This is a genomic window from Pseudomonas sp. Y3 TE3536 (assembly GCF_053629175.1).
In genome coordinates this window covers 3,228,705-3,255,331 of sequence record NZ_JBRJHU010000001.1, presented here as the reverse complement: position 1 = coordinate 3,255,331, position 26,627 = coordinate 3,228,705, and the positions used below count along the sequence as shown (strand labels likewise).

Here is a 26,627-nt window from a genome sequence, read left to right as displayed (position 1 = left end):
ATTCCTGAGACGAGGGCACGCGACCTTCTTGGCGTAACCGTAAAAATGTAGGAGCAGCCTTGTGCTGCGAAGCGCCGCACGAGCGGCGCTCGATCTCACAGGCGCCACAACCCCCACGACGAACTCACTCGAACTTCCCATCGCCCACCGCGCTCCTAACTGGTAACCCACCACCGGCGCCCGTGCCATGGACCTCGTTATCGCCCGCCCCGAAGGCCTGTACTGCCCGCCCGGTGATTTCTACATCGACCCCTGGCGGCCGGTGGACCGTGCCATCATCACCCACGGCCACGGCGACCACGCCCGCACTGGCAATAACCATTACCTGACCGCCGCACCCGGCGCAGGCATCCTGCGCAGCCGACTGGGCCAGAACATCAACCTGCAAACCTTGGCCTACGGCGAGCGCATCCTCCACCACGGTGTAACCCTGAGCTTGCACCCCGCCGGCCATGTGCTGGGATCGGCGCAAGTACGCCTGGAATACCAGGGCCAGGTTTGGGTCGCTTCGGGCGACTACAAAGTCGAACCCGACGGCACCTGCGCCCCCTTCGAGCCAGTGCGTTGCCACACCTTCATCACCGAGTCGACCTTCGGCCTGCCTATCTACCGCTGGCCCCGCCAGCCTCAGGTGTTCGCCGGTATCAACGCCTGGTGGCGCGCCAATTGCGCGCAGGGCAAGGCCAGCGTGCTGTTCTGCTACGCCTTCGGCAAAGCGCAGCGCATTCTCCACGGGCTGGACGCGAGCATCGGGCCGATTCTGGTACACGGCGCGGTCGAGCCGTTGAACCGGGTGTACCGCGAAGCGGGCGTGCACCTGCCGGAAACCCGCTATGCCGGCGACATCCCGCGCAACGACCCATTAATGCGCCAAGCCTTGGTCCTGGCTCCGCCCTCTGCCGGGGGCAGTAGCTGGATGCGGCGCTTCGGCGATTACAGCGATGCCTTCGCCAGCGGCTGGATGCTGTTGCGCGGCACACGCCGGCGGCGTGGCGTCGACCGCGGCTTCGTGCTGTCGGACCACGCCGACTGGCCGGGCCTGCTGTGGGCCATTGGCCAGACCGGCGCGGAGCGCGTGATGGTCACCCATGGCTCGGTTAACGTGCTGGTGCGCTACTTGAACGAACAGGGCCTGGATGCTCGCGCCTTCGCCACCGAATACGGCGACGAAGACGAGCCCGCGACCTCGGAGCCCGAGGCATGAAAGCCTTCGCCGCACTGTACCTGCGCCTGGACGCGACCACCTCCAGCAACGCCAAGCTCGACGCCTTGCGCGACTACTTTGCCCAGGCGCCTGCCGAGGATGCGGCCTGGGCCGTGTACTTCCTCGCCGGCGGCCGCCCGCGGCAACTGGTGCCAACCCGTGTGCTGCGCGAACTGGCGACTGAGCTGGCAGAACTGCCTGAATGGCTGTTCGAAGAGAGCTATCAAGCCGTGGGCGATCTGGCCGAAACGATCTCGTTGCTGCTGCCCGAGAGCAGCCATGGCAGCGACGAGGGGTTGGCCCACTGGGTCGAGACACACCTGCTGCCCCTTCGTGGCCTGCCGCCCGACGTGATCCGCCAGCGCCTGCCCCCGCTCTGGGCGCAGCTCGACCGGCCAAGCCTGATGCTGTGCCTGAAGCTGATCACCGGCAGCTTTCGCGTCGGCGTGTCCAAGCTATTGGTCACCCGCGCCCTGGCGCAACTGGCCGGCCAGGACGCCAAGCGCGTGGCCCAGCGCCTTGTCGGCTACACCGACATCAGCCACCGCCCTACCGCCGCCGGTTACCAGCAGTTGATCGCTGCCGAGTCGGCAGATGAACACCGCCAGCGTGGCGGTCAGCCCTATCCTTTTTTTCTGGCCCACCCGCTGCAGGCGCCCGTCGAGCAATTTGATGCGCAACTCGGCCCGCCGAGCGACTGGCAGATCGAATGGAAGTGGGATGGCATCCGCGCACAGGTGGTCAAGCGCGACGGCCAGCTGTGGGTCTGGTCGCGTGGCGAAGAGCTCGTCACCGATCGCTTCCCCGAGCTGCACAGCCTGGCGCAAACACTGCCGGACGGTGTTGTGCTCGATGGCGAGATCCTGGTGTGGAAACCAGGGGCCACGGACGATGCCCTGGCCGTGCAACCCTTCGCCCTGTTGCAACAACGCCTGGGCCGCAAGACCCTGGGCAAGAAGCTGCTGGCCGACGCGCCCGTGGTGCTGCAGGCCTATGACCTGCTGGAATGGCAGGGCGAGGATTGGCGCAACCAGGCGCAGCACGTACGTCGTCAGCAGTTACAACGCCTGGTGGCAGATTACCCGCTGGCGCCTGTGCTGCTTTCGCCCTTGCTCGAAGGGCAAACCTGGGCCGAGCTGGCCGAACAGCGCGAGCAGTCACGCAGCCTCGGCGTGGAAGGCCTGATGCTCAAGCAGCGCGAGGCCTTGTATGGCGTCGGTCGCACCAAAGACATGGGCACCTGGTGGAAGTGGAAAATCGACCCGTTCAGCGTCGATGCCGTGTTGATCTACGCCCAGCGTGGCCACGGCCGCCGCGCCAGCCTCTACAGCGACTACACCTTCGCCGTCTGGGACGCGCCGCCCGGCACGGCCGGGCGAGCATTGGTGCCCTTCGCCAAGGCGTATTCAGGGCTGAGCGACGAAGAGATGCGCAAGGTTGACGCGATCATCCGCAAAACCACAGTGGAAACGTTCGGCCCGGTGCGCAGCGTGACCCCGACCTTGGTGTTTGAACTGGGTTTCGAAGGCATTGCCCTGTCCAAACGCCATAAAAGCGGCATCGCCGTGCGCTTTCCACGCATGCTGCGCTGGCGCCTGGACAAACCGGTCGAAGAAGCCGACGACCTCGCGACACTGCAGGCGCTGCTGATCTGACAGAGCCTAATTCGCACAGGCGCAGACGCAAAAATTATGCTTCTATCTGTGTGCCGACCCGTGTCGCAGACCGTATTCGCCACGTAGCCAGGACTACCATGCACCATTCGACCCACGACCTGCTTTCTCCCGTACCGGGCATTTCACGCCAACTGCACAGCTTTCACTTTGGCCCACGCGGTGGCGGCAAGGTGTACATCCAGGCCTCGCTGCATGCCGACGAACTGCCCGGCATGCTGGTGGCCTGGCACCTCAAGCGCAGGCTGGCCGAGCTGGAACTACAGGGCCGTCTGCAGCGGGAAATCATCCTGGTGCCGGTGGCCAACCCGGTCGGTCTCGAACAGGTACTGCTGGACGCCCCGCTGGGGCGCTTCGAACTGCAAAGTGGCGAGAATTTCAATCGCAACTTCGTCGATCTGTCCGATTCCATCGGCGATCAGATCGAAGAACACCTGACCCAGGACGCCGCACACAACGTCGCCTTGATCCGCGAATACCTGCGCCGCGGGCTAGACGCCCACCCCGCACGCACCCCACTCCAGGCCCAGCGCCTGATCTTGCAACGCCTGGCTTGCGACGCCGACCTGATACTCGACCTGCACTGCGACTTCGAAGCCGTCGAGCACCTGTACACGACGCCCGATGCCTGGCCACAGATCGAGCCACTGGCCCGCTACCTGGGCGCCCAGGCGAGCCTGCTGGCCACCGATTCAGGCGGGCAATCGTTCGATGAATGCTTCAGCCTGGTCTGGTGGCAGTTGCAGCAACGCTTTGGCAAGCGCTTCCCAATTCCGCTGGGCTGTTGCTCGGTCACTGTCGAATTGCGCGGCCAGGCGGACGTGAGCCATGACCTGGCCGGCAAGGACTGCCAGGCGATCCTCGACTTCCTGACCCACAACGGCGTCATCGAAGGCACCTGCGCCCCCCTTCCTCCACTGCCCCGCGCGGCCACGCCCCTGGCGGCCGTAGAGCCCGTGTCGACGCCGCTTGGCGGTTTGCTGGTGTACCACGCGCGCCCAGGCCAGCACCTGCAAGCCGACCAGTTGATCGCCGAAGTCATCGACCCGCTCAACGACCGGGTGACTGCGGTGCGCAACAGCCAACCCGGCCTGCTGTACGCCCGTAGCGTGCGCCGCATGGCGACGGCAGGCATGGTCATCGCCCATGTGGCGGGCGAGCAGGTGTGCCGCAGCGGCTACCTGCTGGGGAATTGATCCGGTAAAACCAATGCCCCTGGCGGGCGGTCAGTAGAAGCACAGCCTTCGAAGGATCACCCGCCCCATGGCCGCCTCCACCGACCTCGCCAACGCCTGGTTCGCCCTGCGCGGCTGGAAACCCTTCGCCTTTCAGCGCCGTGTCTGGGCGGCCGTCGAACGCGGCGAGTCCGGGCTGTTACACGCCAGTACCGGCGCCGGCAAAACCTACGCCGTCTGGCTGGCGGCCCTGCGCGCGTTCGCCGTTGCCAGCTCAGCCCGCCAGCCGGCCCCCTTGCAGGTGCTGTGGGTGACGCCCATGCGCGCCTTGGCCGCCGACACCGCGCGTGCCTTGCAAGCGCCGCTCGATGAGCTGGGCCTGAACTGGAGCGTGGGCGTGCGCAGTGGCGACACTGCCAGCGCCGAACGCGCGCGACAGGCCCGGCGCCTGCCCAGCGTGTTGATTACTACCCCCGAGAGCCTGACCCTGCTGCTGACCCGGGCACAGGCCCATGACGACTTCGCCAACCTGCGCCTGGTGGTGGTGGATGAATGGCATGAGTTGCTGGGCAACAAGCGTGGCGTGCAATTGCAACTGGCCCTGGCACGCCTGCGCCACTGGCACCCGCCGCTGCTTACCTGGGGCCTCTCGGCCACCCTCGGCAACCTGCAGCACGCACGCGACGTGCTGTTGCCAGGCGATGGGTTGCTGGTGCAAGGCCGGCAAGACAAGCAACTGCAGGTCGATACCCTGCTGCCCGACGCGATCGAGCGTTTCCCCTGGGCAGGGCACATGGGCTTGAAGATGCTCAATCAAGTCAGCCGGGAGCTCGACAGCAGCGACAGCAGCCTGGTCTTCACCAACACCCGCGCCCAGGCCGAACTGTGGTACCAGGCGCTGCTCGAGGCACGCCCCGACTGGGCCGGCCTGATCGCCCTGCACCACGCTTCGTTGTCCCGCGACACCCGCGACTGGGTTGAGCGAAACTTGAAGCAAGGGACGCTGAAAGCCGTCATCTGCACCTCCAGCCTGGACCTGGGCGTGGATTTCCTGCCCGTGGAGCGGGTGCTGCAGATCGGCTCGGCCAAAGGCATCGCCCGCCTGATGCAGCGCGCCGGTCGCTCCGGGCACGCACCGGGGCGCCCCTCGCGGGTTACCTTGGTGCCCACCCACAGCCTGGAACTGGTGGAGGCCGCTGCGGCCCGGCATGCCCTGCTCGCCGGGCAGATCGAGGCCCGGCGCTCACCACAGCTGTGCATGGATGTGCTGGTGCAACACCTGGTCAGCATGGCCTTGGGCAGTGGCTTTCGCCCCGAGCAGTTGCTGGCCGAGGTACGCAGCACCTGGGCCTTCCGCGCATTGCGCGACAGCCAGTGGCAGTGGGCGCTAGACTTCGTCTGCCACGGCGGCAACTCGCTCAGCGCCTACCCTGACTACCAACGTGTCGAACCCCACGCCGACGGGGTCTGGCGGGTTGCCAGCGAGCGCCTTGCACGGCGCCACCGCATGGGCATCGGCACCATCGTCAGCGAGGCCAGCCTGCAGCTCAAGTACTGGAGCAAAGGCGGCGGTGGCAAGTCGCTGGGCAGTGTCGAGGAAGCGTTCATCGCCCGCCTGCGGCCCGGTGATAGCCTGGTCTTCGCAGGGCGCGTGCTGGAACTGGTGCGCGTCGAGAACATGACCGCTTACGTCCGCCGCAGCACCTCGCGCAAGGCCGCTGTGGCCCGCTGGAATGGCGGGCGCATGCCGCTGTCCAGCGAACTGGCCGATGCCCTGGTCGAACAACTCGATGCCGCCGCCCACCAGCGTTACGAAGGCCCGGAAATGCGCGCCGTGCGCCCATTGCTGGCCTTGCAGGCAAGCTGGTCTGCACTGCCGACTACCCGCACGCTGTTGGCCGAAACGTTAAAATCACGCCAAGGCTCGCACCTTTTTCTGTACCCGTTCGCCGGGCGCATGGCCAACCTCGGCTTGGCCAACCTGATTGCCTGGCGGGTCAGCCAGGTGCAACCGCTTTCGGTCTCAATTGCGGTCAGTGACTATGGCTTTGAGTTGCTCAGCCCAAGCGCCGTGGACTGGCCGAGGCATTTGCCCAGCGCGCTCTCGACCGAGCACCTGCTGGAGGATGTACTGGCCAGCCTGAACGCAGGCGAGATGGCGCTAAGGCGCTTTCGCGAGATCGCCCAGATCGCCGGCCTGGTGTTTGGCGGCTACCCGGCGGCGCAAAAGAGCACCCGGCAGATCCAGGCTTCGAGTGGGCTGTTCTACGAGGTGTTTCGCAAGCACGATGCCGACAACCTGCTGCTGGGCCAGGCACGGGACGAAGTATTGCGCGAAGAACTGGAAATCGAGCGGTTGCACCGGCAGTTGGCGAAGCTGGGCCAACTGCAGCTGGACCTGCGTGAATTAAGCCGCCCAGGGCCGCTGGCCTTTACCTTGCTGGTGGAAGGCATGCGCGAAACCTTGAGCACGGAAAAACTCGCAGATCGCATTGCGCGGATGGTGGCAGACCTGGAAAAAGTGGCGGGCAACAACGCATGAATGATCACCTGGCCATCGAGCACTGCGGCGAAACCCTGTGGTTACTGCCGGACAAAGCGCTGTACTGGCCTGCCCGCCGGGCCCTGCTGGTAGCGGATGTGCATATTGGCAAAGCCGCCAGCTATCGCGCGCTGCATCAGCCCGTGCCGCGGGGCACCACCGAAGCCACTTTGGCGCGCCTGGACCAACTGCTGACAAGCCATGAGTGCCAGATGCTGATCATTTTGGGCGATTTCCTGCATGCCCGCACCGCGCGCGCACCGGCAACGCTGGCCAAGCTGCAAACATGGCGGGAACGGCACGCCGGACTGCGCATCGTGCTGGTGCGTGGCAACCATGATCGCCACGCGGGCGACCCACCGCCTGCGCTGGGTATCGAGGTGGTCGAAGAACCCTGGCTGCTGGCACCTTTCGCCTTACAGCACGAACCCGTCGCTCACCCCCAGCACCCTGTGCTGGCGGGGCACGTCCACCCGGTGTTCGTGTTGCAGGGGCGGGCCAGACAACGTCTGCGCCTGCCCTGCTTCCTGATGGGTGACGCGATCAGCTTGCTACCGGCCTTCGGTGAATTCACCGGTGGCTGGCGCGTGCACCCCGACGCCGAAAACCGCGTGTTTCTGGCCGGCGCCGGGCGGGTATGGGCGCTCTAAAGCAGCGCCCACTCAGGCGACGGGCGCGGGAGGTGGTTCGTCGGGCAGGGTTGGCTCACCGGGCTCCATGGGCTGCGTTTCGCCCGGTTCCGGTGGTTGAGGGGTATCGGGATCAGGCTGGTGGGGCACGCCGCCCGCCTGCATCGGCAGCGGGTGCGCCAGCAGTGACCATGGCAACATACCGACCTGGTTAGGCTGCAGGCCAGCCAGCTTGGCACTGATTGCGGGATGGAGTTTCATAGGCAGCTCCTGACGAGAGCCGACACGCATCATGCACATCGGCAGGTTACCCGTTGGAGTACCAAATGCGCGGGGAATTCCCCGCGCTCGTCGGCTCAGGTGCGTGGCAGGGTGACGCCGCGCTGGCCCTGGTACTTGCCGCCGCGGTCCTTGTAGGACACTTCGCACTCTTCGTCGGACTCGAGGAAGAGCATCTGCGCCACACCCTCGTTGGCATAGATTTTTGCCGGCAAGGTGGTGGTGTTGGAGAATTCCAGGGTCACGTGGCCTTCCCACTCGGGTTCAAGCGGGGTGACGTTGACGATGATGCCGCAGCGCGCATAGGTGCTTTTGCCCAGGCAGATGGTCAGCACGTTGCGTGGGATGCGGAAGTACTCCACCGTGCGGGCCAAGGCGAAGGAGTTTGGCGGGATGATGCAGACGTCGCTCTTGACGTCGACGAAGCTGCCGGCGTCGAAGTTTTTCGGGTCGACGGTGGCCGAATTGATGTTGGTGAACACCTTGAATTCGTCGGCGCAGCGTACGTCGTAGCCGTAGCTGGAGACGCCGAAAGAGATGACTCGGCTGTCGTGCTCGCCGCGCACCTGGCGCTCGACGAACGGTTCGATCATGCCGTGTTCCTGCGCCATGCGGCGAATCCACTTGTCCGATTTGATGCTCATGGCGGGGGTGTCCTGAAGAGTTGCGAGGTGAAAATCGTGAGGCGCATCTTACCGGTCCCAGCGCCCTCTTCAAAGTTCCATCCTGCATTCTTGCTACAATCCCCGCCAGGCGGGGGCTACAGCTGCCACCGATCTGAATTTCAGTAAAGCGGCTTCTGGCCATTGGCAGGTTGCGGAAAGTGGGTTAAGGTGACGCCACTGTGCTGCACGTGACACCGAGAATCTCTAGTTTGACGCACGATCCTGATCGGCCCATATCTGAATTTTCTGCTCTCTTTGCACTCAGTCCCGGGCAGGGTTTTTCCTGACCGTAATCAACTTTGTCCAAGGAGACAGAAACATGTCCAATCGCCAAAACGGTGTTGTTAAGTGGTTCAATGACGAGAAAGGCTACGGCTTCATCACCCCTCAGTCGGGTGACGACCTGTTCGTGCACTTCAAAGCCATCCAAGCTGACGGCTTCAAGACCCTGAAAGAAGGCCAGGCTGTTACTTTCGTCGCTACCCGCGGCCAGAAAGGCATGCAGGCTGAAGAAGTTCAGATCGCCTAAGTCGATCTCAGCTTTCTAGCTTTCAAAAAAACCCGCCTTCTGGCGGGTTTTTTATGCCTGGCTGAAACCGGTGCTGGCTTCTTCGCGGGTAAACCCGCTCCTACAGGCCTGTGGTGTACCTGTAGGAGGGGGTTTCTCAGGTTAATCCTCGCTGATGGTGATGCTCGGCATCGCCGGCGCTGCGGCTTCCTGCAGCACGATCCGCGCCCCAACCTGGCGGGCCAGCTCCTGGTACACCATGGCGATCTGGCTTTCCGGCTCGGCAATTGCCGTCGGCTTGCCACTGTCGGCCTGTTCGCGGATGAGCATCGACAGCGGCAGCGAGGCCAGCAGGTCGACACCGTACTGGGCTGCCAGCTTCTCACCGCCGCCTTCGCCGAACAGGTGCTCGGCATGGCCGCAGTTGGAGCAGATGTGCACGGCCATGTTCTCGACCACGCCCAGCACCGGGATATTGACCTTGCGGAACATCTCCACGCCCTTCTTGGCGTCCAGCAGGGCGAGGTCCTGCGGGGTGGTGACGATCACCGAGCCCGCCACCGGCACTTTCTGCGCCAGGGTCAGCTGAATGTCGCCGGTGCCTGGCGGCATGTCGATGACCAGGTAATCGAGGTCATCCCAGGCGGTCTGGGTCACCAACTGCAACAGCGCACCCGACACCATCGGGCCACGCCACACCATCGGCGTGTTGTCGTCGGTGAGAAACGCCATGGACATGACTTCTACACCGTGTGCCTTGATCGGCACAAACCACTTCTGCTCGCGAATCTGAGGGCGGGTGCCTTCTGCGATGCCGAACATCACGCCCTGGCTGGGGCCATAGATATCCGCGTCGAGAATACCGACCCGGGCGCCTTCACGGGCCAGGGCCAAAGCCAGGTTGGCAGCAGTGGTCGACTTGCCGACGCCACCCTTGCCCGAGGCCACGGCGATGATGTTCTTGACGTTGGCCATGGCCGGCACCTGGGCCTGGGCCTTGTGCGCGGCGACCACGCAGTCGATCGACACCTGGGCGCTGCTGACGCCGTCAAGGTTGCCGATGGCGGTCTGCAGCACCTGGGCCCAACCGTTCTTGAACAACCCAGCGGCATACCCCAGTTGCAACTGCACACTGACCTGCCCGCCCTGGATATCCACGGCGCGCACGCAGCCGGCGCTGACCGGATCCTGGTTCAGGTAGGGGTCGGTGTACTGGCGAAGCACGCCTTCGACGGCGGCACGGGTGACGGCACTCATGGAGACTCCCATTGGCAAACTGAATGTAAAACAGGCGCCTATCCTAACCCGTCAATCGTCAGCAGGTGCGTCTGTGGGGTGAAATATCTTCGCCAGCCCTTTATAGTGGCCGATCACCCTCATTTTTACCCCGTAGCCAGATAAGTAGCCGAGCCACCATGTCCGAGCCACGTCAGATTCTCGTCACCAGCGCCCTGCCCTATGCCAATGGATCAATCCACCTTGGCCATATGCTCGAGTACATCCAGACAGACATGTGGGTCCGCTTCCAGAAACTACGCGGCAACCAGTGCATCTATGTCTGCGCCGATGACGCCCACGGTTCGGCCATCATGCTGCGCGCCGAGAAGGAAGGCATCACCCCCGAGCAGTTGATCGCCAATGTCCAGGCCGAGCACAGCGGCGACTTTGCCGACTTCCTGGTGGATTTCGACAACTTCCACTCGACCCACAGCGAAGAAAACCGCGAGCTGTCCAGCCTGATCTACACGCGCCTGCGTGACGCCGGCCACATTGCCACCCGTTCGGTGACCCAGTACTTCGACCCCGAAAAGGGCATGTTCCTGGCCGACCGTTTCATCAAGGGCACCTGCCCCAAGTGCGCGGCCGAAGACCAATACGGCGACAACTGCGAGAAGTGCGGCGCAACCTACGCCCCGACCGAGCTGAAGAACCCCAAGTCGGCCATCTCCGGTGCCACCCCGGTACTGCGTGATTCCCAGCACTTCTTCTTCAAGCTGCCTGATTTCCAGGCCATGCTGCAGCAGTGGACCCGTAGCGGCACCTTGCAGGAGGCCGTCGCCAACAAGCTCGCCGAATGGCTGGACTCGGGCCTGCAAGAGTGGGACATCTCCCGCGATGCGCCGTATTTCGGCTTCGAGATCCCGGGCGAGCCGGGCAAATATTTCTACGTCTGGCTGGACGCGCCAATCGGCTACATGGCCAGCTTCAAGAACCTCTGCGCGCGCCGTCCAGAGCTGGATTTCGATGCTTTCTGGAAGGAAGACTCCAGCGCCGAGCTGTACCACTTCATCGGCAAGGACATCGTCAACTTCCACGCCCTGTTCTGGCCAGCGATGCTCGAAGGCGCGGGCTTCCGTAAGCCAACTGCGGTCAACGTGCACGGCTACCTGACCGTCAATGGCGCCAAGATGTCCAAGTCGCGCGGCACCTTCATCAAGGCCCGTACCTACCTGGATCACCTGCAGCCGGAATACCTGCGTTACTACTACGCGGCCAAGCTGGGCCGTGGCGTCGATGACCTGGACCTGAACCTGGAAGACTTCGTGCAGAAGGTCAACTCCGACCTGGTCGGCAAGGTGGTCAACATCGCCAGCCGTTGCGCAGGCTTCATTCACAAAGGCAACGACGGCGTGATGGTGGCCGGTGATGCCGCACCCGAGCTGACCGAAGCCTTCCTGGCAGCCGCGCCGTCGATTGCCGAGGCCTATGAGAGCCGTGACTTCGCCCGTGCGATGCGCGAAATCATGGCGCTGGCCGACCGCGCCAACGCCTGGATCGCCGACAAGGCGCCCTGGTCGCTGGCCAAGCAGGAAGGCAAGCAGGACGAAGTCCAGGCCATCTGCGCCCAAGGCATCAACCTGTTCCGTCAGTTGGTGATCTTCCTCAAGCCGGTACTGCCGGTGCTGGCTGCCGACGCCGAGGCCTTCCTCAATGTCGCACCGCTGACCTGGAACGACCACCAGTCGCGCTTGGAAAACCACAGCCTGAATGCCTTCAAGGCACTGATGAGCCGTATCGAACCCGCCAAGGTCGAAGCCATGGTCGCTGCCAGCAAAGAAGACCTGCTGGCCGCCGAAGCCAAGGCGCCGGCCGGCAATGGCGAACTGGCCAAGGACCCGCTGTCGGCGGAAATCGAATTCGATACCTTTGCCGCTGTCGACCTGCGCGTGGCCCTGATCGTCAAGGCCGAGGCCGTACCCGGTGCCGACAAGCTGCTGCAGCTGACGCTGGACATCGGTGACGAGCGCCGCAACGTGTTCTCCGGCATCAAGTCGGCCTACCCCGACCCGTCCAAGCTGGAAGGCCGCCTGACCATGATGGTCGCCAACCTCAAGCCTCGGAAAATGCGCTTTGGCGTGTCGGAAGGCATGGTCATGGCTGCCGGCCCTGGCGGTGAAGAAATCTACCTGCTCAGCCCGGACAGCGGCGCCAAGCCAGGCCAACGCATCAAGTAAGCCCCCAGCCCCGGCCTCTGTGCCGGGGCTGTTCTATCACCCGCTGAATGCCGGACAATCGATACGAATCCCGGCTATCGTCATGTCATGAGTGACTACGTTCTGGTCCTGATCAGCGCCACCCTGATCAATCACCTGTGCCTGCAGCAACAGCCAATATCGTGGCTGCGCGTGCATGTGCTCGGCTTGGCCTGCGCCTTGTCCGTGGCACTCGCCATGATCGGCGCTCACCTGTTCAAGTGGCTGGTGCTCGACCCTTGGCAGCTCCACGACCTGAGCCTGTTCCTGTTGCTGCCCTGGTTGGCATTGCTGGCCTACGGCGTGCCATGGGCGCTGGCCAGGCTACGCGCCGACTGGCCCGTGGCTGACCTGCCTGCAGTGCTGCTGAGCAACGTCGCCGTGCTGGGGTTGGCCCTGGAGGAGGCAGGCGCTGGCACGGCCTGGCTTGCGACGCTGAGCAAAGGCCTGCTGGCCGGCGTGGGCTTGTGGCTTGCACTGGCCCTGTTCGCGGACCTGCGCCAGCGCAGCGCCCATGCCGACATACCTGTTGCCCTGCGTGGCCTGCCAATCGAATTGCTCGGTGTGGGCATCATGGCCTTGGCATTTTCCGGTTTCAACGGACTTTTTGCGCAATGACCCCGACCAAGGCAAAGCCTGACCCACGCCTGCGTACCAGCATGGGCCTGGTGCTACTGGCCTGTGCCCCCGGTTTGCTAGCACTGCTGTGGGTGCAGGGCTGGGGGCTGCTGTGCAACCTGCTGCTGTGTGCCAGTGCAGCATTGCTCTGCGAAGCGCTGCTATTGGCCCTGCGCGGCCAACCTGTAGGAGTGACGCTGAGCGATGGCAGTGCGCTGGTCACCGCGGTGCTGCTGGCGGCCGCCCTTCCTGCGCTGGCCCCTTGGTGGCTGCCCATGGTCGCCGCTGGGGTGGCGATCGGGGTTGGCAAACAGGCCTTCGGCGGTGTCGGCCGCAACCTGTTCAACCCAGCCATGGTGGGCTACGCCTTCGTACTGCTGAGTTTCCCGTTGCAGATGAACCATTGGCCAGGGCACGCGCCGGGGTTGCTCGAGAGCCTGCAGCAGGTAGTGGGCGGCGGCGAGCACATCGATGCCTGGGCACAACCGACAATACTCGACGGCCTGCGCCACAACCGCAGCCTGACCATCGATGAACTGTTCGCCAGCCACCCCGGGTTCGGCAGCATCGGTGGGCGCGGCGGCGAATGGGTCAACTTGGCGTTTCTGCTGGGCGGGTTGTTTCTGCTTCAGCGCAGAGTGTTCAGCTGGCATGCGCCCGTGGGTTTGCTGGCTGGCCTGATGTTGTTCAGCCTGCTGGGCTGGAACGGCTCAGGCTCCGATTCCAACGGTTCTCCCCTGCTGCACCTGTTCTCTGGGTCGACCATGCTGGCGGCTTTTTTCATTGCCACCGAACCTGTCTCCAGCCCCAAAAGCGAGTGGGCCAAGCTGCTGTTCGGTTTTGGCACAGGCCTGCTGATCTACCTGATCCGCACCTGGGGCAGCTACCCAGATGGCACCGCGTTCGCCATCCTGCTGATGAACCTCATGGTCCCCAGCCTTGAACGGCTGGCCTTGCGCCGCCAAGAGGCTGCCCGATGAAGCGCCTCGCGCAGGCGGCAGTGTTGCTGGCGACAGCGGCGTTGGCCTTGTCGACGACGCTGATCTGGCGCTCGTGGACCACGCCCACCATTGGCCAAGCTGAACAACAGCTGCAGAGCCGCCAGCGGCTGGCAGTGCTCCCCGAGGCCAGTTACGACAATCACCCATTGGATACCCCCCTGCCAACGCCCGACGCACAACTTGCGCACAGCCGCATCGTGTCGGCCTACCGGGCAACGCTGGTGGGCACGCCTGCGGCGGTCGTCCTGATCACCCAGGCCCAGGGCTATGCTGGGCCGATCGTCTTGACCATCGCCATCACGCCCGACGGGCGCCTGCTGGGCAGCCAGGTGGTCGAGCAGCAGGAAAGCCCCGGGCTCGGCGGGCGCCTTGCCGACCCGCAGGTGCACTGGCTGACGCAGTTTGCCAATCGCAGCCTGGGTGATCACTGGGCACTGAAGCGTGACCAGGGCGACTTCGACCAATTGGCAGGCGCAACAGTCACCTCGCGGGCAGTGATCGAGGCGCTGCAAGATGCCCTGCGCTATTTCGATGAGCATCGTCACGTACTCATTGAGGGCCTCCCACATGAATAGGGACTACGTGCTGGTCGCCGCCCTCGCCCCGCTGTTAGGGACGACGCAAACGCTGCCCATGGCGGCTGTCATGGGCGGGTGCGCAGTGTTGATGGTTGGCCTGCATCAAGCCTTGCTGATGTCATTGCGCAACCGCCTGCATGGGGCGGCCTACGTACTGGCAAGCCTGCTCATACTCGCTGGCCTGGCCAGTTGCCTGCAATTGGCCCTGCGTGCCTGGCTGCTGCCCATGGCGCTGCTCCTGGGCCCGTACCCCGCACTGTTGTGCCTGACGTGCCTGGCAATGGGGCGGCTGCTGCCGGAAGCAGGCCGTTGGCGATCATTGCTGCTGCACCTGGGTGGCCTGCTGGCTGCATACCTTGTGCTCGGCGCCTGTCGCCAAGGGCTGGGCGAAGTGCTGGGCGTGCACCTTGCCAGCCTGGCCCCGGGTGCACTGCTACTGCTCGGAGTGCTGTTGGCCCTGTACAATCACCTGCGTCCGGGCCCTGCCCACCCACGTCGTCAAGGAAAGCCCTGAGTCCATGAATGCCGCAAAACGCCTGGAGATCTTTCGCAGGCTGCACGAAGACAACCCTGACCCGAAAACGGAACTGGCCTACACCACCCCGTTTGAGTTGCTTGTCGCCGTGACCCTTTCAGCGCAATCCACCGACGTAGGCGTCAACAAGGCCACCGCCCGGCTGTTCCCGGTCGCCAATACCCCGGAGGCCATCTACGCCCTGGGCGTCGAAGGGCTGAGCGAATACATCAAGACCATCGGGCTCTACAACAGCAAAGCCAAGAACGTGATCGAAGCCTGCCGGCTTTTGATCGAGCGCCATGGCAGCCAGGTGCCTGAAACCCGCGAAGCGCTGGAAGCGCTGCCTGGTGTGGGGCGCAAAACGGCCAACGTGGTCCTCAACACGGCGTTCCGGCAGCCGACCATGGCGGTGGACACGCATATTTTCCGGGTCAGTAACCGCACCGGCATCGCACCCGGTAAAACCGTGCTGGAAGTCGAGAAGAAGCTGATCAAGTTCGTACCCAAGCCCTACCTGCTCGATGCCCACCACTGGCTCATCCTTCATGGGCGCTATGTATGCCAGGCGCGAAAGCCCCGCTGTGGGAGCTGCCGAATCGAAGACCTGTGCGAATACAAGCACAAGACGTCTGACGATTGAGCCGATAGTTAAAAACCACCTTGCTCGATTGAAAAAATCTTTTTTACCAGCGTCTGCTTTCTGGTTATAAGGACGGCCAATGGCCCCTTGGCTTGGAGCGACTCATGAGTGCTGATAAAGACGACCTGTCAATCGAAGATGATTTTGTTGCCGCGGATGATGAAGCGGAGCCCCAGGTAGAGACTGCAAAGACCAACCTCAGTAAACGTCGCACCATCGACAACCTGCTGGAAGAGCGACGCCTGCAGAAGCAACTGGCCGATTTCGACTACGACTTATAGACCCTTGCAAAGCCTCCCACCGGGAGGCTTTGTAGCGCAGCGGTCAGTTCAACCCGTGGCGCTGTGCCAGCTCGATCAGGTCTACCAGCGACCGGGCGTTGAGCTTGAGCAGCAAACGGGACTTGTAGGTGCTGACAGTCTTGTTGCTGAGGAACATGCTGTCGGCAATTTCCTTGTTCGAGCGCCCGCGCGACAGCTGTTGCAAAACGGTCATCTCCCGGGCCGAGAGACGGTTGACCATGTCCGTCTCGCTGCCACCGCTGCCCCTGCCTCGCGAGGCATGCAAGGCCTGATTAGGGAAATAGCTGTAGCCTGACAACACCGCCTTGATGGCGCTAAGCAACTCGGTCAGCTCCTGCTGTTTGCACACATAACCCGCCGCCCCCGCCTGCATGCACCGCATCGAGAAGTTTCCAGGTACCTGGGAGGTCAGCACCAGCACCTTGCTGCCTGGGCTGAATGCCGCCATGCGGGCGATGACCTCAAGGCCATCGAGCTTGGGAATCCCGATATCCAGCACCACGATATCCGGTAGGTGCTCACGCGTCAGTTGCAAGGCGGCCACGCCGTTATCGGTTTCCGCAACGACGTCATACCCATGCCGCTCCATCAGCATGCGCACGGCCAGGCGTATGACCGGATGGTCATCCACGATAAGGACTTTATTCATGTGATATCCATTCATTCATTATTTTTGCTGTGGCACGCCACGATAACTGACAGAACGCTTAATGGCGCGACGATTTGTCAATGAAACTCATGAATAGACGAGCCCTACAACACTTACAGAAATTTCCTACACAAAACCTTGCAGCACGCTAATCGTGAGTGTTCATGTCTCGCAAGAAACGTAGCACTGACCCGATCGAGTGAACCAGTTGAAAACAAACTTCCGCGCGAAGAATAGGCCACTTTAAATGCGCGAAAAAAATCAGGCACCCGCCGTTGTGCCGACAATGCGCAGTCGGGAAACACTACAGCCTTTAGTTGAGCATAACAGTACGGTAATGATGAGCAAAACCGCAGGAGACAGCCATCATGCCCGACGTACAACCTGTCGCCCCGCTGACGATCATTGCTATCTTCGCGGGGATCATCGAAGCATCCGCCCTTGCAACACTGCCGTTTCTCAGCGAATCCAGCCAGAGTCTCTATACTTGGTTTCTGGTCGGCTTTCCGTTTTTCCTTACAGCCTTGTTCTTTCTAACGTTGAACTTCAATTACAAGTCGTTCTACAACCCTGCCCTAAAAAAAGTAACAACCGACAACCCAGAGGCTGAATCGCCTGAACCTGTGACCGTTATCTTTACTGGCCCCGATGCACAACAAAGGCTGGAACAGCATATCCTCGTGGCACTCGCACACGCGCCTGAATCAACACGCACGTGGCACTTCCTTAATCTGGACAAGCGTCAATGCGCACGCCTGTCTATCAGTGCGCTCCAGGAGGACGTCGTCAATCACAAGGCTTAAAGGCCATTGGCATAACGCACCAAAAAAAACCCCGGCCTGAGCCGGGGTTCGTGCAACGCTTGCCAGTACTTAGAGCAGCGAACGGCCCTTGTTGGCGGCAATGCGCATGCGCAGTGCATTGAGCTTGATGAAGCCCGCAGCGTCGGCCTGGTTGTAAGCGCCGCCGTCTTCTTCGAAGGTCGCGATGTTGGCATCGAACAGCGAGTCGTCCGACTTGCGGCCGACAACGGTGACATTGCCCTTGTACAGCTTCAGGCGTACCACGCCATTCACGTTGACCTGCGAAGCGTCGATCATCTGCTGCAGCATCACGCGCTCCGGGCTCCACCAGTAACCGGTGTAGATCAGGCTGGCATACTTCGGCATCAGCTCATCTTTCAGGTGAGCAACTTCGCGGTCCAGGGTGATCGACTCGATCGCACGGTGGGCGCGCAGCATGATGGTGCCGCCAGGGGTCTCGTAGCAGCCACGCGACTTCATGCCGACGTAACGGTTCTCGACGATGTCCAGACGGCCGATGCCGTTGGCACCACCGATGCGGTTCAGGTCAGCCAGGACGGTAGCCGGGGACTTCTCGACACCATCGATGGCAACGATGTCACCGTTGCGGTAGGTCAGCTCGATGTAGGTAGCCTGGTCCGGGGCGTTCTCCGGGGAGACGCTCCAGCGCCACATGTCTTCCTCGTGCTCGGTCCAGGTATCTTCCAGGACACCGCCTTCGTAGGAAATGTGCAGCAGGTTGGCGTCCATCGAGTACGGCGACTTCTTCTTGCCATGACGCTCGATCGGGATGCCGTGCTTCTCGGCGTAGTCCATCAGCTTCTCGCGGGACAGCAGGTCCCACTCACGCCATGGGGCGATGACCTTGACGCCCGGCTTGAGCGCGTAGGCACCCAGCTCGAAACGTACCTGGTCGTTGCCTTTGCCGGTCGCGCCGTGGGAAATGGCGTCGGCGCCGGTTTCGTTGGCGATTTCGATCAGGCGCTTGGCGATCAGCGGACGGGCGATGGAGGTACCCAGCAGGTACTCGCCTTCGTAGACGGTGTTGGCGCGGAACATCGGGAACACGAAGTCACGCACGAATTCTTCGCGCAGGTCGTCGATGTAGATCTCTTTCACACCCATTGCCTGTGCCTTGGCACGGGCCGGCTCGACCTCCTCGCCCTGACCCAGGTCAGCGGTGAAGGTCACCACTTCGCAGTTGTAGGTATCCTGCAGCCACTTGAGAATCACCGAAGTATCAAGGCCGCCGGAATACGCCAGTACGACCTTATTTACGTCCGCCATGCCATCACTCCACGGGGTTGTACGGAAAGGGGTCGATTCTAACGGCGTTATGGAAAAATTTACAGTGGGGCGACAGCTTCTGACGACAAAGCGACAGTAATTGTCGAGGGCGCGACGTTGCCTGAATGGATGCTTGGGAGGTATTGCGGTCTGGGCATGCGGGGGCATGGTTTGAGAGGTGTAGCGCCTGTCAGATCGAGCGCCGCCCGCGCGGCGCTTCGCAGCACAAGGCTGCTCCTACAGTTGTTTCGGGCCAATTTTTCCTGTGGCATGGGCGCGCGGCCCTCTTTGCGCCTACCTCATTATCGAGTCGGACCAACAAGGCGGTCGCGCGCCGCCTTCACAGGCGTGACTGGCCCGAAACAACTGTAGGAGCAGCCTTGTGCTGCGAAGCGCCGCGCGGGCGGCGCTCGATCTCACAGGCGCTGAAAATGTTGTGGCGAACCCCCAATGGCCCCGAAGCAATCACCTGCCATGCCCCCACGACCTCAGGGTAGCTTCGCCCCCGGCGCCACGGCAGCCGGGCTAGCTGGCGCCGGAGCAGCAGCTGGCACTGTTTGCTCAACCGGCTTCTCCACCGGTTTCTCAACCTCCGCAACCCGGTCCAGCTCTATACTCACCCGCCGATTGCGGGCCCGGTTAGCGGCATTGTTGTTCTTCGCCAATGGGTAGCGCTCGCCATGGAAGCGCACGGTGATTTGCGCTTCGGGCACGCCATGGGCCTTGAAGTAGTCCGCCACTGCCACTGCCCTGCGGCGCGACAGGTCACGGTTGGTCAGGCGGTTTCCGCTGTTGTCGGAGTGCCCGTCGAGCTCGATGTGGTTAACCGTCGGGTCGGCCTTCATGTAATCCAGCACAACGTCCAGCCGGGCTCGAGCCGAATCGTCCAGATCGATGCCGCCCCCCGGGAAGCCCACCTGCGTCTGCCTCACCTGGTCGTAATTCATCGGCAGCAACTTGCTGGCACAGGCCTGGTAGTCGCTATAGGCCTTGGCGAAACTCACCGGCAGTACCCGCACCTCCATTGCCCGCCCCGCCTCGCCGGTGTAGTTGCGCACCACCGTGCTGCGGCCATCGAGCAAACCATTGATCAGTCGGCCGGCCTGCCCCTGGGACGAGCTGAACAGCACGCCGCTACGCGCCATCCGCACCACACCCAGGTTGATATCACCACGCCCCGGCTGCCAAGGCGCCGCTGCGGCCAGCAACGTGGCAGACCCAGCCCCCAGCGCGTTAGTGTGCGAACGCAGCTGGAACACCGGCAGCTCACCGGCCCGGCGCACGAATTCGCCACTGCCAAAACCGTCGATCGGCTGGATCAGGCGGCACTCGAACTGGTCGCCCTCGACTTGCCAGGCAATGTTCTCCATGCGCGTCTGGAAAGTCAGTGCACCGGCCGGCAGGCTGGCGAACAGGGTCAACAGGGCTAGGTAACGCTGGCGCACGGGCGGCTCCACAAATTCTGACGGCTTACCTGCAGGGTATCGGACGCCACCCGAAAAACTTGATAGCCGTGCTCGGCCCAGGGTTTTCCGGTAGCATTGGGCCTTGAGTTCGACCCGCCTGGAATCCCCAATGTCCGATCGCCTGACCCTCCTGCGTCCCGACGACTGGCACATCCATCTGCGCGATGGTGCCGTCCTGCCCCATACCGTTGGCGATGTGGCGCGTACCTTCGCCCGTGCCATCATCATGCCCAACCTCGTACCGCCGGTGCGCAATGCCGTCGAAGCTGGCGCCTACCGTGAGCGCATCCTTGCCGCGCGCCCGGCCGGCAGCCGCTTCGAACCGCTGATGGTGCTTTACCTCACCGACCGCACCAGCCCCGAGGACATCCGCGCGGCCAAGGCCAGCGGTATCGTGTACGCCGCCAAACTGTACCCGGCCGGCGCCACGACTAACTCCGATTCAGGCGTGACCAGCATCGACAACATCTTCCCCGCTATCGAAGCGCTGGCCGACGTTGGTATGCCGCTGCTGGTGCACGGTGAAGTGACCCGCAGCGAGATCGACGTGTTCGATCGCGAGAAGCGCTTCATCGACGAGCACATGCGCCGTGTGGTCGAACGCTTCCCAACGCTCAAAGTGGTGTTCGAACACATCACCACCAGCGATGCCGCGCAGTTCGTCACCGAGGCCTCGGCCAACGTCGGTGCCACCATTACTGCCCAGCACCTGCTGTACAACCGCAACCACATGCTGGTTGGCGGCATCCGCCCGCACTTCTATTGCCTGCCGATCCTCAAGCGCAACACCCACCAGGTGGCGCTGCTGGATGCTGCCACCAGTGGCAGCCCGAAGTTCTTCCTCGGCACCGACTCGGCCCCTCACGCCCGTCACGCCAAGGAAGCGGCCTGCGGTTGCGCCGGCTGCTACACCGCGTACGCGGCCATCGAGATGTACGCCGAAGCGTTCGAGCAGCGTAACGCGCTGGACAAACTCGAAGGCTTTGCAAGCTTGCACGGCCCGGCCTTCTATGGCCTGCCGGCGAACACCGACACCATCACCCTGGTCCGCGAAGAGTGGACTGCCCCTGAAAGCCTGCCGTTTGGCGAGCAGACCGTGGTACCGCTGCGTGCCGGCGAGAAGCTGCGCTGGCGCCTGCTGGAGGAAAACGCGTGAGCGAAGACCTCTACGAAGACGATCAGGACGGCCAGGCCGGCAGCGGCTCGCGCCACCCGATGGCTGAGCGCTTCCGTGGCTACCTGCCAGTGGTGGTGGATGTCGAGACCGGCGGTTTCAACAGCGCCACCGATGCCTTGCTGGAAATTGCCGCCGTCACCATCGGCATGGACGAGAAAGGCTTCCTGTTCCCCGAACACACCTACTTCCACCGGGTAGAGCCGTTCGAGGGGGCTAATATCGAGGCTGCCGCACTGGAGTTCACCGGCATCAAGCTGGACCACCCGCTGCGCATGGCAGTGAGTGAAGAAAGCGCGCTGACCGATATCTTCCGCGGCGTGCGCAAGGCGCTCAAGGCCAACGGCTGCAAGCGCGCAATCCTGGTCGGCCACAACAGCAGCTTCGACCTGGGCTTCCTCAATGCCGCGGTCAACCGCAACGACCTCAAGCGCAACCCCTTCCACCCGTTCTCCAGCTTCGACACCGCCACCCTGGCGGGCCTGGCGTATGGCCAGACCGTGCTGGCGCGGGCCTGCCAGAGTGCTGACATCGACTTTGACGGGCGTGAGGCGCATTCGGCGCGTTACGACACCGAGAAGACGGCCGAGCTGTTCTGCGGCATCGTCAACCGCTGGAAAGAAATGGGCGGCTGGCGCGATTTCAACGACTGAGTGGAGATATTGGGGCCGCTTTGCGGCCCATCGCGACACAAGGCCGCTCCTACAGACAGATGCTGTACCTGTAGGAGCGGCCTCGCGTCGCGATAGGAGCGCGAAGCGGTCCCAAATGCAGGCACAAAAAAACCGGCCACCAGGGCCGGTTTTTTTATGCGCTTGGCAATTACAGCTTGCCAGCGTTCTCGCTCAGGTATGCAGCAACGCCTTCTGGCGAAGCGTTCATGCCTTTGTCGCCTTTCTTCCAGTTGGCAGGGCAGACTTCGCCGTGCTCTTCGTGGAATTGCAGGGCGTCAACCAGACGCAGCAGCTCGTCCATGTTACGGCCCAGTGGCAGGTCGTTGATGATCTGCGAACGGACAACACCGTTGGTGTCGATCAGGAAGGCACCACGGAAGGCCACGCCACCTTCGGACTCGACGTCGTAGGCTTTGCAGATTTCGTGGGTCATGTCGGCAGCCAGGGTGTACTTCACCTGGCCGATACCGCCGTTGTTGACCGGGGTGTTACGCCAGGCGTTGTGGGTGAAGTGCGAGTCGATCGAAACGCCGATCACTTCAACGTTGCGAGCCTGGAAGTCTGGGATGCGGTTGTCCAGGGCGATCAGCTCGGACGGGCAGACGAAGGTGAAGTCCAGCGGGTAGAAGAACACCAGGCCGTACTTGCCCTTGATGGCCGAGGCCAGGTTGAAGCTGTCGACGATTTCGCCAGTGCCCAGTACAGCGGGAACGGTGAAGTCGGGGGCTTGTTTACCAACGAGTACGCTCATTGTTATCTCCTGATGAGGGTGAAAAACCGTTTGCCGGGCCAGACGGGCTTGCCCGACATCCAACAAAGGCCGACCATCATACACGGCTTCTCATGACAGACCGAATCCAACCGCCGGTCGCTCAAGCACGCCCCTCTCAGAAAGTCTTTTGACAAGCATTCTCATTACCATTAAGCTCCAGACCATCTCAACCAGCGATGGTCCGACTTTATGTATGTGTGTCTTTGTGTCGGCGTGACCGACGGACAGATCCGCGATGCGATCTATGACGGATGCTGCAGCTACAAGGAAGTTCGAGCCGCGACCAACGTCGCCAGCCAATGCGGTAAATGTGCCTGCCTTGCCAAGCAAGTGGTCCGCGAGACCTTGACCGATCTTCAGGTCAGCCAGGCTGCCCTGCCCTATCCGGTAGAATTTACTGCCGCTTGAAACCCCCTATTTTGAAGAACCGGACCTAGCGTCCGGTTTTTTTATGCCCGCAATTCAATAACTTAGCACTCCAACGCGCTTCACAAACATTCTTATTCCTATTCATTTTCACTTATTATTCAATAACTTAGGTTTGACAGCCCTAAGTATCAGGCTCAAACTTCTCTGTATTGGCACACTTCTACAGGGCAGGAACCCGTCATGAAAGGCGACGTAAGCGTCATCCAGCATCTCAACAAGATCCTCGGAAACGAGCTGGTCGCGATCAACCAGTACTTCCTGCACGCACGCATGTATGAAGATTGGGGCCTGAACAAACTCGGCAAGCACGAGTACAAGGAATCCATCGACGAGATGAAGCACGCTGACAAATTGATCAAGCGTATTCTCTTCCTCGAAGGCATCCCGAACGTCCAGGACCTGGGCAAGCTGCTGATCGGCGAGCACACCAAAGAAATGCTCGAGTGCGACCTGAAGATCGAACAGAAAGGCCTGATCGACCTGAAAGCCGCCATCGCTCACTGCGAAACCGTTGGTGACTTCGGCTCCCGTGAAATGCTCGAAGACATCCTCGAGTCCGAGGAAGAGCACATCGATTGGCTGGAAACCCAGCTGAGCCTGATCGACAAGATCAGCATCGAGAACTACCTGCAGTCGCAGATGGGCGAAGAGTAAAATCCCGCCCATAAAAAAACCCGCCATGAGCGGGTTTTTTTATGGGCGTTCGAGGATCAGGCTTCAGAAGCCTTCGCCTTGGCAGCAGCATCCTTGATCAGGGTTTGCAGCTCACCGTTTTCAAACATTTCCAGCATGATGTCGCTACCGCCGACCAGCTCGCCTGCTACCCACAGTTGCGGGAAGGTTGGCCAGTTGGCGTACTTGGGCAGGTTGGCGCGGATTTCCGGGTTCTGCAGGATGTCGACGTAGGCGAACTTCTCGCCACAACCCATCACAGCTTGCGATGCCTTGGCCGAGAACCCGCACTGCGGGGCATTCGGCGAGCCTTTCATGTAAAGCAGAATGGTGTTGTTGGCAATCTGCTCTTTGATCGTTTCGATGATATCCATGGAACACCTCGTCTGAACTTTCCGACTCGATGGTCGGCACGGTGACGCATTGTATCGGAAAGCCGAGCGGTATGCTCGGCCTTGCCGTTGCTCAGGCGGCCTCGACGTGCACAGGCACGCCATTGAGGGCGGCATTGCCCGACACCTGATCGCGCAAGCGCTCATCGGTGAGGTCATTGGCACTGACCCCGGGTTGCCCCTGGGCGACCTTCAGGTGCACGCCCTGGCGACCATGGCCGTAGCCGTGTGGCAGGCTGACCACGCCCGGCATCATGTCGGTACACGCCTGCACTTCAACCTCAAGGGTGCCGGTACGCGAACGTATGCGCACGCGCTGGCCATCCTGCAGTTGCCGTTGCAGCAGGTCATCAGGGTGCATCAACAGCTGATGGCGCGGCTTGCCTTTGACCAGCCGGTGGAAGTTGTGCATCCATGAGTTGTTGCTGCGCACATGGCGGCGGCCAATCAACAACAGCGCCCCAGCGGCCAACGGTGCCTGCCGGGCAAGCCTGGCCAAGTCGTCGAGCAGCACCTGAGGGGCCGCCTCGATGGCCTGGCTGGCGGTGCGCAGGCGTGCTTGCAGATTGGCGCCTAGCGGCCCCAGGTCGAGCCCGTGGGGGTGTCGATCCAGTGTTTCGATCGAGAGCTTCCAGGCCGATTCATCACCATAGCGCCCCTTGCGCAAAGCCCAGTCGATCATCTGCGCCGGGGGTAGGGTCGGCTTGAGCTCCATTGCCGCACGCTCGGCAAAGGCCTTGGCCAGGCCGACAAAGATCTCCCAGTCGTGCAACGCGCCTTCTGGCTTGGCGAGTATCGCGCGGTTGAAGCGCGTCACGTTGCGTACCGCCAGCAAGTTGAAGGTGCTGTCGTAGTGGTCGTTCTCCAGCGCCGACGTGGAAGGGAGGATCAAATCGGCATGGCGGGTGCTCTCGTTGATGTAAAGGTCGATGCTGAGCATGAACTCGAGCCCCTCCAGCGCCTCGTCCAGCTGTCGACCATTGGGCGTGGACAGCACCGGGTTGCCCGCCACGGTCACCAGCGCCCGCACCTGGCCGTCACCGGGCGTGAGCATTTCTTCGGCGAGTGCAGCCACCGGCAGCTCGCCGGCGTACTCCGGCAGCCCCGAAACCCGGCTTTGCCAGGCATTGAAATGCCCACCCGAGGTACTCGCCACCAAGTCGACTGCAGGCTCGGTACACAGGGCGCCGCCCACGCGATCCAGGTTGCCGGTGACCAGGTTGATCAGTTGCACGAGCCAGTGGCACACGGTGCCGAAGGCCTGGGTCGATACGCCCATGCGGCCATAGCAGACGGCCTTGTCGGCAGCCGCAAAATCACGCGCCAGCTGGCGAATATCGGTAGCGGCAATGCCGCACAGCGGGCTCATGGCTTCAGCGGTCAGCGGGGCAATTGCGTTGCGCACCTGATCAACACCCTTGACCGGCACGTGCGACGTGCGGGTCAGGCCTTCGTCGAACAGGGTATTGAGCAGGCCACTGAGCAATGCGGCATCGCCGCCGGGGCGGATGAACACGTGGCGGTCAGCCATGGCCGCCGTTTCGCTGCGCCGCGGGTCCACTACCACCAGTTGACCGCCCCGGGCACGCAGGGCCTTCAGGCGCTTCTCCACATCTGGCACGGTCATGATGCTGCCATTGGATGCCAACGGGTTGCCGCCCAGAATCAACATGAAGTCGGTGTGGTCGATGTCCGGGATCGGCAACAGCAGACCGTGGCCGTACATCAGGTGGCTGGTCAGGTGCTGGGGCAACTGATCCACCGAGGTGGCCGAGAACCGGTTGCGGGTCTTCAACAGGCCGAGGAAATAGTTGCTGTGGGTCATCAGCCCGTAGTTGTGCACGCTGGGGTTGCCTTGATACACCGCCACCGCGTTGCGACCATGCGCCTGCTGGATGGCCCACAGCTTGTCGGCCGCTAGGGCGAAGGCCTCGTCCCAGCCGATCGCCTGCCAGCGTTCGCCAACCCGACGGTGGGGCTGACGGAGGCGGTCAGGGTCGTTCTGGATGTCTTGCAAGGCCACCGCCTTGGGGCAGATATGGCCACGGCTGAACGGGTCATCGGGGTCGCCCTTGATCGAGGTGATCAGCGCCCGGCCATCGTCTTCATGGCTGACTTCGATGTTCAGCCCGCAAATGGCTTCGCACAGGTGACAGGCACGGTGATGCAGGGTCTTGGTCATGGCCGGCTCTGCGTTGTGATGGGTCCGATCACGACTATGCGCCCGGCCCACGACCCTCGCCAGCGCGCTTTGCGCTGTGAATTCCCCGACATCAGGCAAACGATTCGCGACACGCATTTGCCAAATTGCGGGCAAGCCGTGTACAACCTCTGTAGCAAATAAAAAACAGCGCACGCTCAAGGGGTAACGACACCCTTTGCAACAGAGCTGCTGTTTCCCCTCTTGGTTTCAGGCGACATTTAATTATAGTATTGCGCCTTTCCCTATTTCGTCCGCCCCGTGCGGCTTACGCCGCAGGTCACTCCCGTTGTCAAAAAAAACCA

Annotated in this window: 27 protein-coding genes; 18 read left to right on the top strand and 9 right to left on the bottom strand. The window is 62.4% G+C overall.

Translation table 11 applies throughout. From position 1 onward, the window contains the following. Positions 1-187: 187 nt before the first annotated feature. The 5 genes from AB7M33_RS14740 (at position 188) to pdeM (ending at position 7,244) form a co-directional block, all read left to right on the top strand. Positions 188-1,204, top strand: a complete 1,017-nt coding sequence (locus tag AB7M33_RS14740; RefSeq protein ID WP_454243037.1) for a ligase-associated DNA damage response exonuclease — start codon at positions 188-190, stop codon at positions 1,202-1,204. Beyond that, on the top strand, positions 1,201-2,859 hold the full coding sequence (locus AB7M33_RS14735) for an ATP-dependent DNA ligase (RefSeq protein WP_454243036.1): 1,659 nt from the start codon (positions 1,201-1,203) through the stop codon (positions 2,857-2,859). The genes AB7M33_RS14740 and AB7M33_RS14735 overlap by 4 nt, the downstream gene beginning before the upstream one ends. A gap of 98 nt (positions 2,860-2,957) precedes the next feature. After that, positions 2,958-4,073, top strand: coding sequence for a succinylglutamate desuccinylase/aspartoacylase family protein (locus tag AB7M33_RS14730; RefSeq protein ID WP_454243035.1), 1,116 nt, complete (start codon positions 2,958-2,960; stop codon positions 4,071-4,073). Positions 4,074-4,140: 67 nt separating this feature from the next. Continuing rightward, positions 4,141-6,594 carry a ligase-associated DNA damage response DEXH box helicase gene (locus AB7M33_RS14725; protein ID WP_454243034.1) on the top strand — a complete coding sequence of 818 codons (2,454 nt, stop codon included), beginning with the start codon at positions 4,141-4,143 and terminating at the stop codon, positions 6,592-6,594. After that, on the top strand, positions 6,591-7,244 hold the full coding sequence (pdeM, locus tag AB7M33_RS14720; RefSeq protein ID WP_454243033.1) for a ligase-associated DNA damage response endonuclease PdeM: 654 nt from the start codon (positions 6,591-6,593) through the stop codon (positions 7,242-7,244). The genes AB7M33_RS14725 and pdeM overlap by 4 nt, the downstream gene beginning before the upstream one ends. A gap of 12 nt (positions 7,245-7,256) precedes the next feature. Here the strand turns inward: pdeM and AB7M33_RS14715 are convergent, their stop codons facing one another. Then, on the bottom strand, positions 7,257-7,484 hold the full coding sequence (locus AB7M33_RS14715; RefSeq protein ID WP_027594208.1) for a hypothetical protein: 228 nt from the start codon (positions 7,482-7,484) through the stop codon (positions 7,257-7,259). 95 nt (positions 7,485-7,579) lie between these two features. Next, a complete protein-coding gene (gene dcd / locus AB7M33_RS14710; RefSeq protein WP_012313046.1) occupies positions 7,580-8,146 on the bottom strand; it encodes a dCTP deaminase in 567 nt (188 codons plus the stop codon). 340 nt (positions 8,147-8,486) lie between these two features. Between dcd and AB7M33_RS14705 the strand changes: the two genes are divergently transcribed. Further along, entirely contained in the window at positions 8,487-8,696 is a 210-nt protein-coding gene (locus AB7M33_RS14705; RefSeq protein ID WP_027594207.1) for a cold-shock protein, read from the top strand. A 141-nt stretch (positions 8,697-8,837) separates the two neighbouring features. On the opposite strand, the gene apbC is transcribed toward AB7M33_RS14705, so the two are convergent. Further along, complete coding sequence (gene apbC / locus AB7M33_RS14700) at positions 8,838-9,932, bottom strand: iron-sulfur cluster carrier protein ApbC (protein ID WP_099430263.1); 1,095 nt, start codon at positions 9,930-9,932, stop codon at positions 8,838-8,840. 158 nt (positions 9,933-10,090) lie between these two features. On the opposite strand from apbC, the gene metG reads away from it, so the two are divergent. From metG to AB7M33_RS14665, 7 genes are all read left to right on the top strand, one after another. Next, the gene (metG, locus tag AB7M33_RS14695) at positions 10,091-12,130 is read left to right on the top strand and encodes a methionine--tRNA ligase (RefSeq protein ID WP_099430264.1); all 2,040 of its coding nucleotides are present in this window, start codon (positions 10,091-10,093) and stop codon (positions 12,128-12,130) included. An 87-nt stretch (positions 12,131-12,217) separates the two neighbouring features. After that, positions 12,218-12,766 (top strand): Rnf-Nqr domain containing protein, encoded by a 549-nt coding sequence (locus AB7M33_RS14690; RefSeq protein ID WP_454243032.1) that lies wholly within the window; start codon positions 12,218-12,220, stop codon positions 12,764-12,766. After that, positions 12,763-13,746: an RnfABCDGE type electron transport complex subunit D gene (locus AB7M33_RS14685; RefSeq protein WP_454243031.1), complete on the top strand. Its 984-nt coding sequence runs from the start codon at positions 12,763-12,765 to the stop codon at positions 13,744-13,746. The genes AB7M33_RS14690 and AB7M33_RS14685 overlap by 4 nt, the downstream gene beginning before the upstream one ends. Beyond that, positions 13,743-14,342, top strand: a complete 600-nt coding sequence (locus tag AB7M33_RS14680) for an RnfABCDGE type electron transport complex subunit G (protein WP_454243030.1) — start codon at positions 13,743-13,745, stop codon at positions 14,340-14,342. Before AB7M33_RS14685 ends, AB7M33_RS14680 begins: the two co-directional genes overlap by 4 nt. After that, positions 14,335-14,859, top strand: a complete 525-nt coding sequence (locus AB7M33_RS14675) for an Rnf-Nqr domain containing protein (protein WP_454243029.1) — start codon at positions 14,335-14,337, stop codon at positions 14,857-14,859. Before AB7M33_RS14680 ends, AB7M33_RS14675 begins: the two co-directional genes overlap by 8 nt. A gap of 4 nt (positions 14,860-14,863) precedes the next feature. Beyond that, on the top strand, positions 14,864-15,502 hold the full coding sequence (gene nth / locus AB7M33_RS14670) for an endonuclease III (RefSeq protein WP_027594200.1): 639 nt from the start codon (positions 14,864-14,866) through the stop codon (positions 15,500-15,502). A gap of 104 nt (positions 15,503-15,606) precedes the next feature. Beyond that, on the top strand, positions 15,607-15,783 hold the full coding sequence (locus tag AB7M33_RS14665; protein ID WP_027594199.1) for a PA3496 family putative envelope integrity protein: 177 nt from the start codon (positions 15,607-15,609) through the stop codon (positions 15,781-15,783). A gap of 43 nt (positions 15,784-15,826) precedes the next feature. On the opposite strand, the gene AB7M33_RS14660 is transcribed toward AB7M33_RS14665, so the two are convergent. Continuing rightward, positions 15,827-16,453, bottom strand: coding sequence for a response regulator transcription factor (locus AB7M33_RS14660; protein ID WP_033702663.1), 627 nt, complete (start codon positions 16,451-16,453; stop codon positions 15,827-15,829). A 368-nt stretch (positions 16,454-16,821) separates the two neighbouring features. On the opposite strand from AB7M33_RS14660, the gene AB7M33_RS14655 reads away from it, so the two are divergent. After that, positions 16,822-17,256 (top strand): hypothetical protein, encoded by a 435-nt coding sequence (locus AB7M33_RS14655; protein ID WP_027594197.1) that lies wholly within the window; start codon positions 16,822-16,824, stop codon positions 17,254-17,256. Between the two features lie 69 nt (positions 17,257-17,325). On the opposite strand, the gene AB7M33_RS14650 is transcribed toward AB7M33_RS14655, so the two are convergent. Both AB7M33_RS14650 and AB7M33_RS14645 read right to left on the bottom strand, forming a co-directional pair. After that, on the bottom strand, positions 17,326-18,543 hold the full coding sequence (locus AB7M33_RS14650) for an argininosuccinate synthase (protein ID WP_027594196.1): 1,218 nt from the start codon (positions 18,541-18,543) through the stop codon (positions 17,326-17,328). 488 nt (positions 18,544-19,031) lie between these two features. Next, a complete protein-coding gene (locus tag AB7M33_RS14645; RefSeq protein ID WP_454243028.1) occupies positions 19,032-19,988 on the bottom strand; it encodes a flagellar protein MotY in 957 nt (318 codons plus the stop codon). 130 nt (positions 19,989-20,118) lie between these two features. Between AB7M33_RS14645 and pyrC the strand changes: the two genes are divergently transcribed. Beyond that, positions 20,119-21,165 carry a dihydroorotase gene (gene pyrC, locus AB7M33_RS14640; protein WP_027594194.1) on the top strand — a complete coding sequence of 349 codons (1,047 nt, stop codon included), beginning with the start codon at positions 20,119-20,121 and terminating at the stop codon, positions 21,163-21,165. A 59-nt stretch (positions 21,166-21,224) separates the two neighbouring features. After that, positions 21,225-21,836 carry a ribonuclease T gene (rnt, locus tag AB7M33_RS14635; protein ID WP_371097688.1) on the top strand — a complete coding sequence of 204 codons (612 nt, stop codon included), beginning with the start codon at positions 21,225-21,227 and terminating at the stop codon, positions 21,834-21,836. A gap of 169 nt (positions 21,837-22,005) precedes the next feature. Here rnt and AB7M33_RS14630 read toward each other — a convergent pair whose 3' ends face one another. After that, positions 22,006-22,608 (bottom strand): peroxiredoxin, encoded by a 603-nt coding sequence (locus AB7M33_RS14630; RefSeq protein WP_027594192.1) that lies wholly within the window; start codon positions 22,606-22,608, stop codon positions 22,006-22,008. 210 nt (positions 22,609-22,818) lie between these two features. Here AB7M33_RS14630 and AB7M33_RS14625 point away from each other — a divergent pair, with 210 nt between their 5' ends. After that, positions 22,819-23,037, top strand: a complete 219-nt coding sequence (locus AB7M33_RS14625; RefSeq protein WP_099455144.1) for a bacterioferritin-associated ferredoxin — start codon at positions 22,819-22,821, stop codon at positions 23,035-23,037. Between the two features lie 201 nt (positions 23,038-23,238). Continuing rightward, positions 23,239-23,712 carry a bacterioferritin gene (bfr, locus tag AB7M33_RS14620; protein WP_027594191.1) on the top strand — a complete coding sequence of 158 codons (474 nt, stop codon included), beginning with the start codon at positions 23,239-23,241 and terminating at the stop codon, positions 23,710-23,712. Positions 23,713-23,768: 56 nt separating this feature from the next. Here bfr and grxD read toward each other — a convergent pair whose 3' ends face one another. Beyond that, a complete protein-coding gene (gene grxD, locus AB7M33_RS14615; RefSeq protein WP_012313029.1) occupies positions 23,769-24,104 on the bottom strand; it encodes a Grx4 family monothiol glutaredoxin in 336 nt (111 codons plus the stop codon). A 91-nt stretch (positions 24,105-24,195) separates the two neighbouring features. Continuing rightward, complete coding sequence (locus AB7M33_RS14610) at positions 24,196-26,304, bottom strand: molybdopterin oxidoreductase family protein (protein ID WP_454243027.1); 2,109 nt, start codon at positions 26,302-26,304, stop codon at positions 24,196-24,198. Positions 26,305-26,627 lie beyond the last annotated feature (323 nt).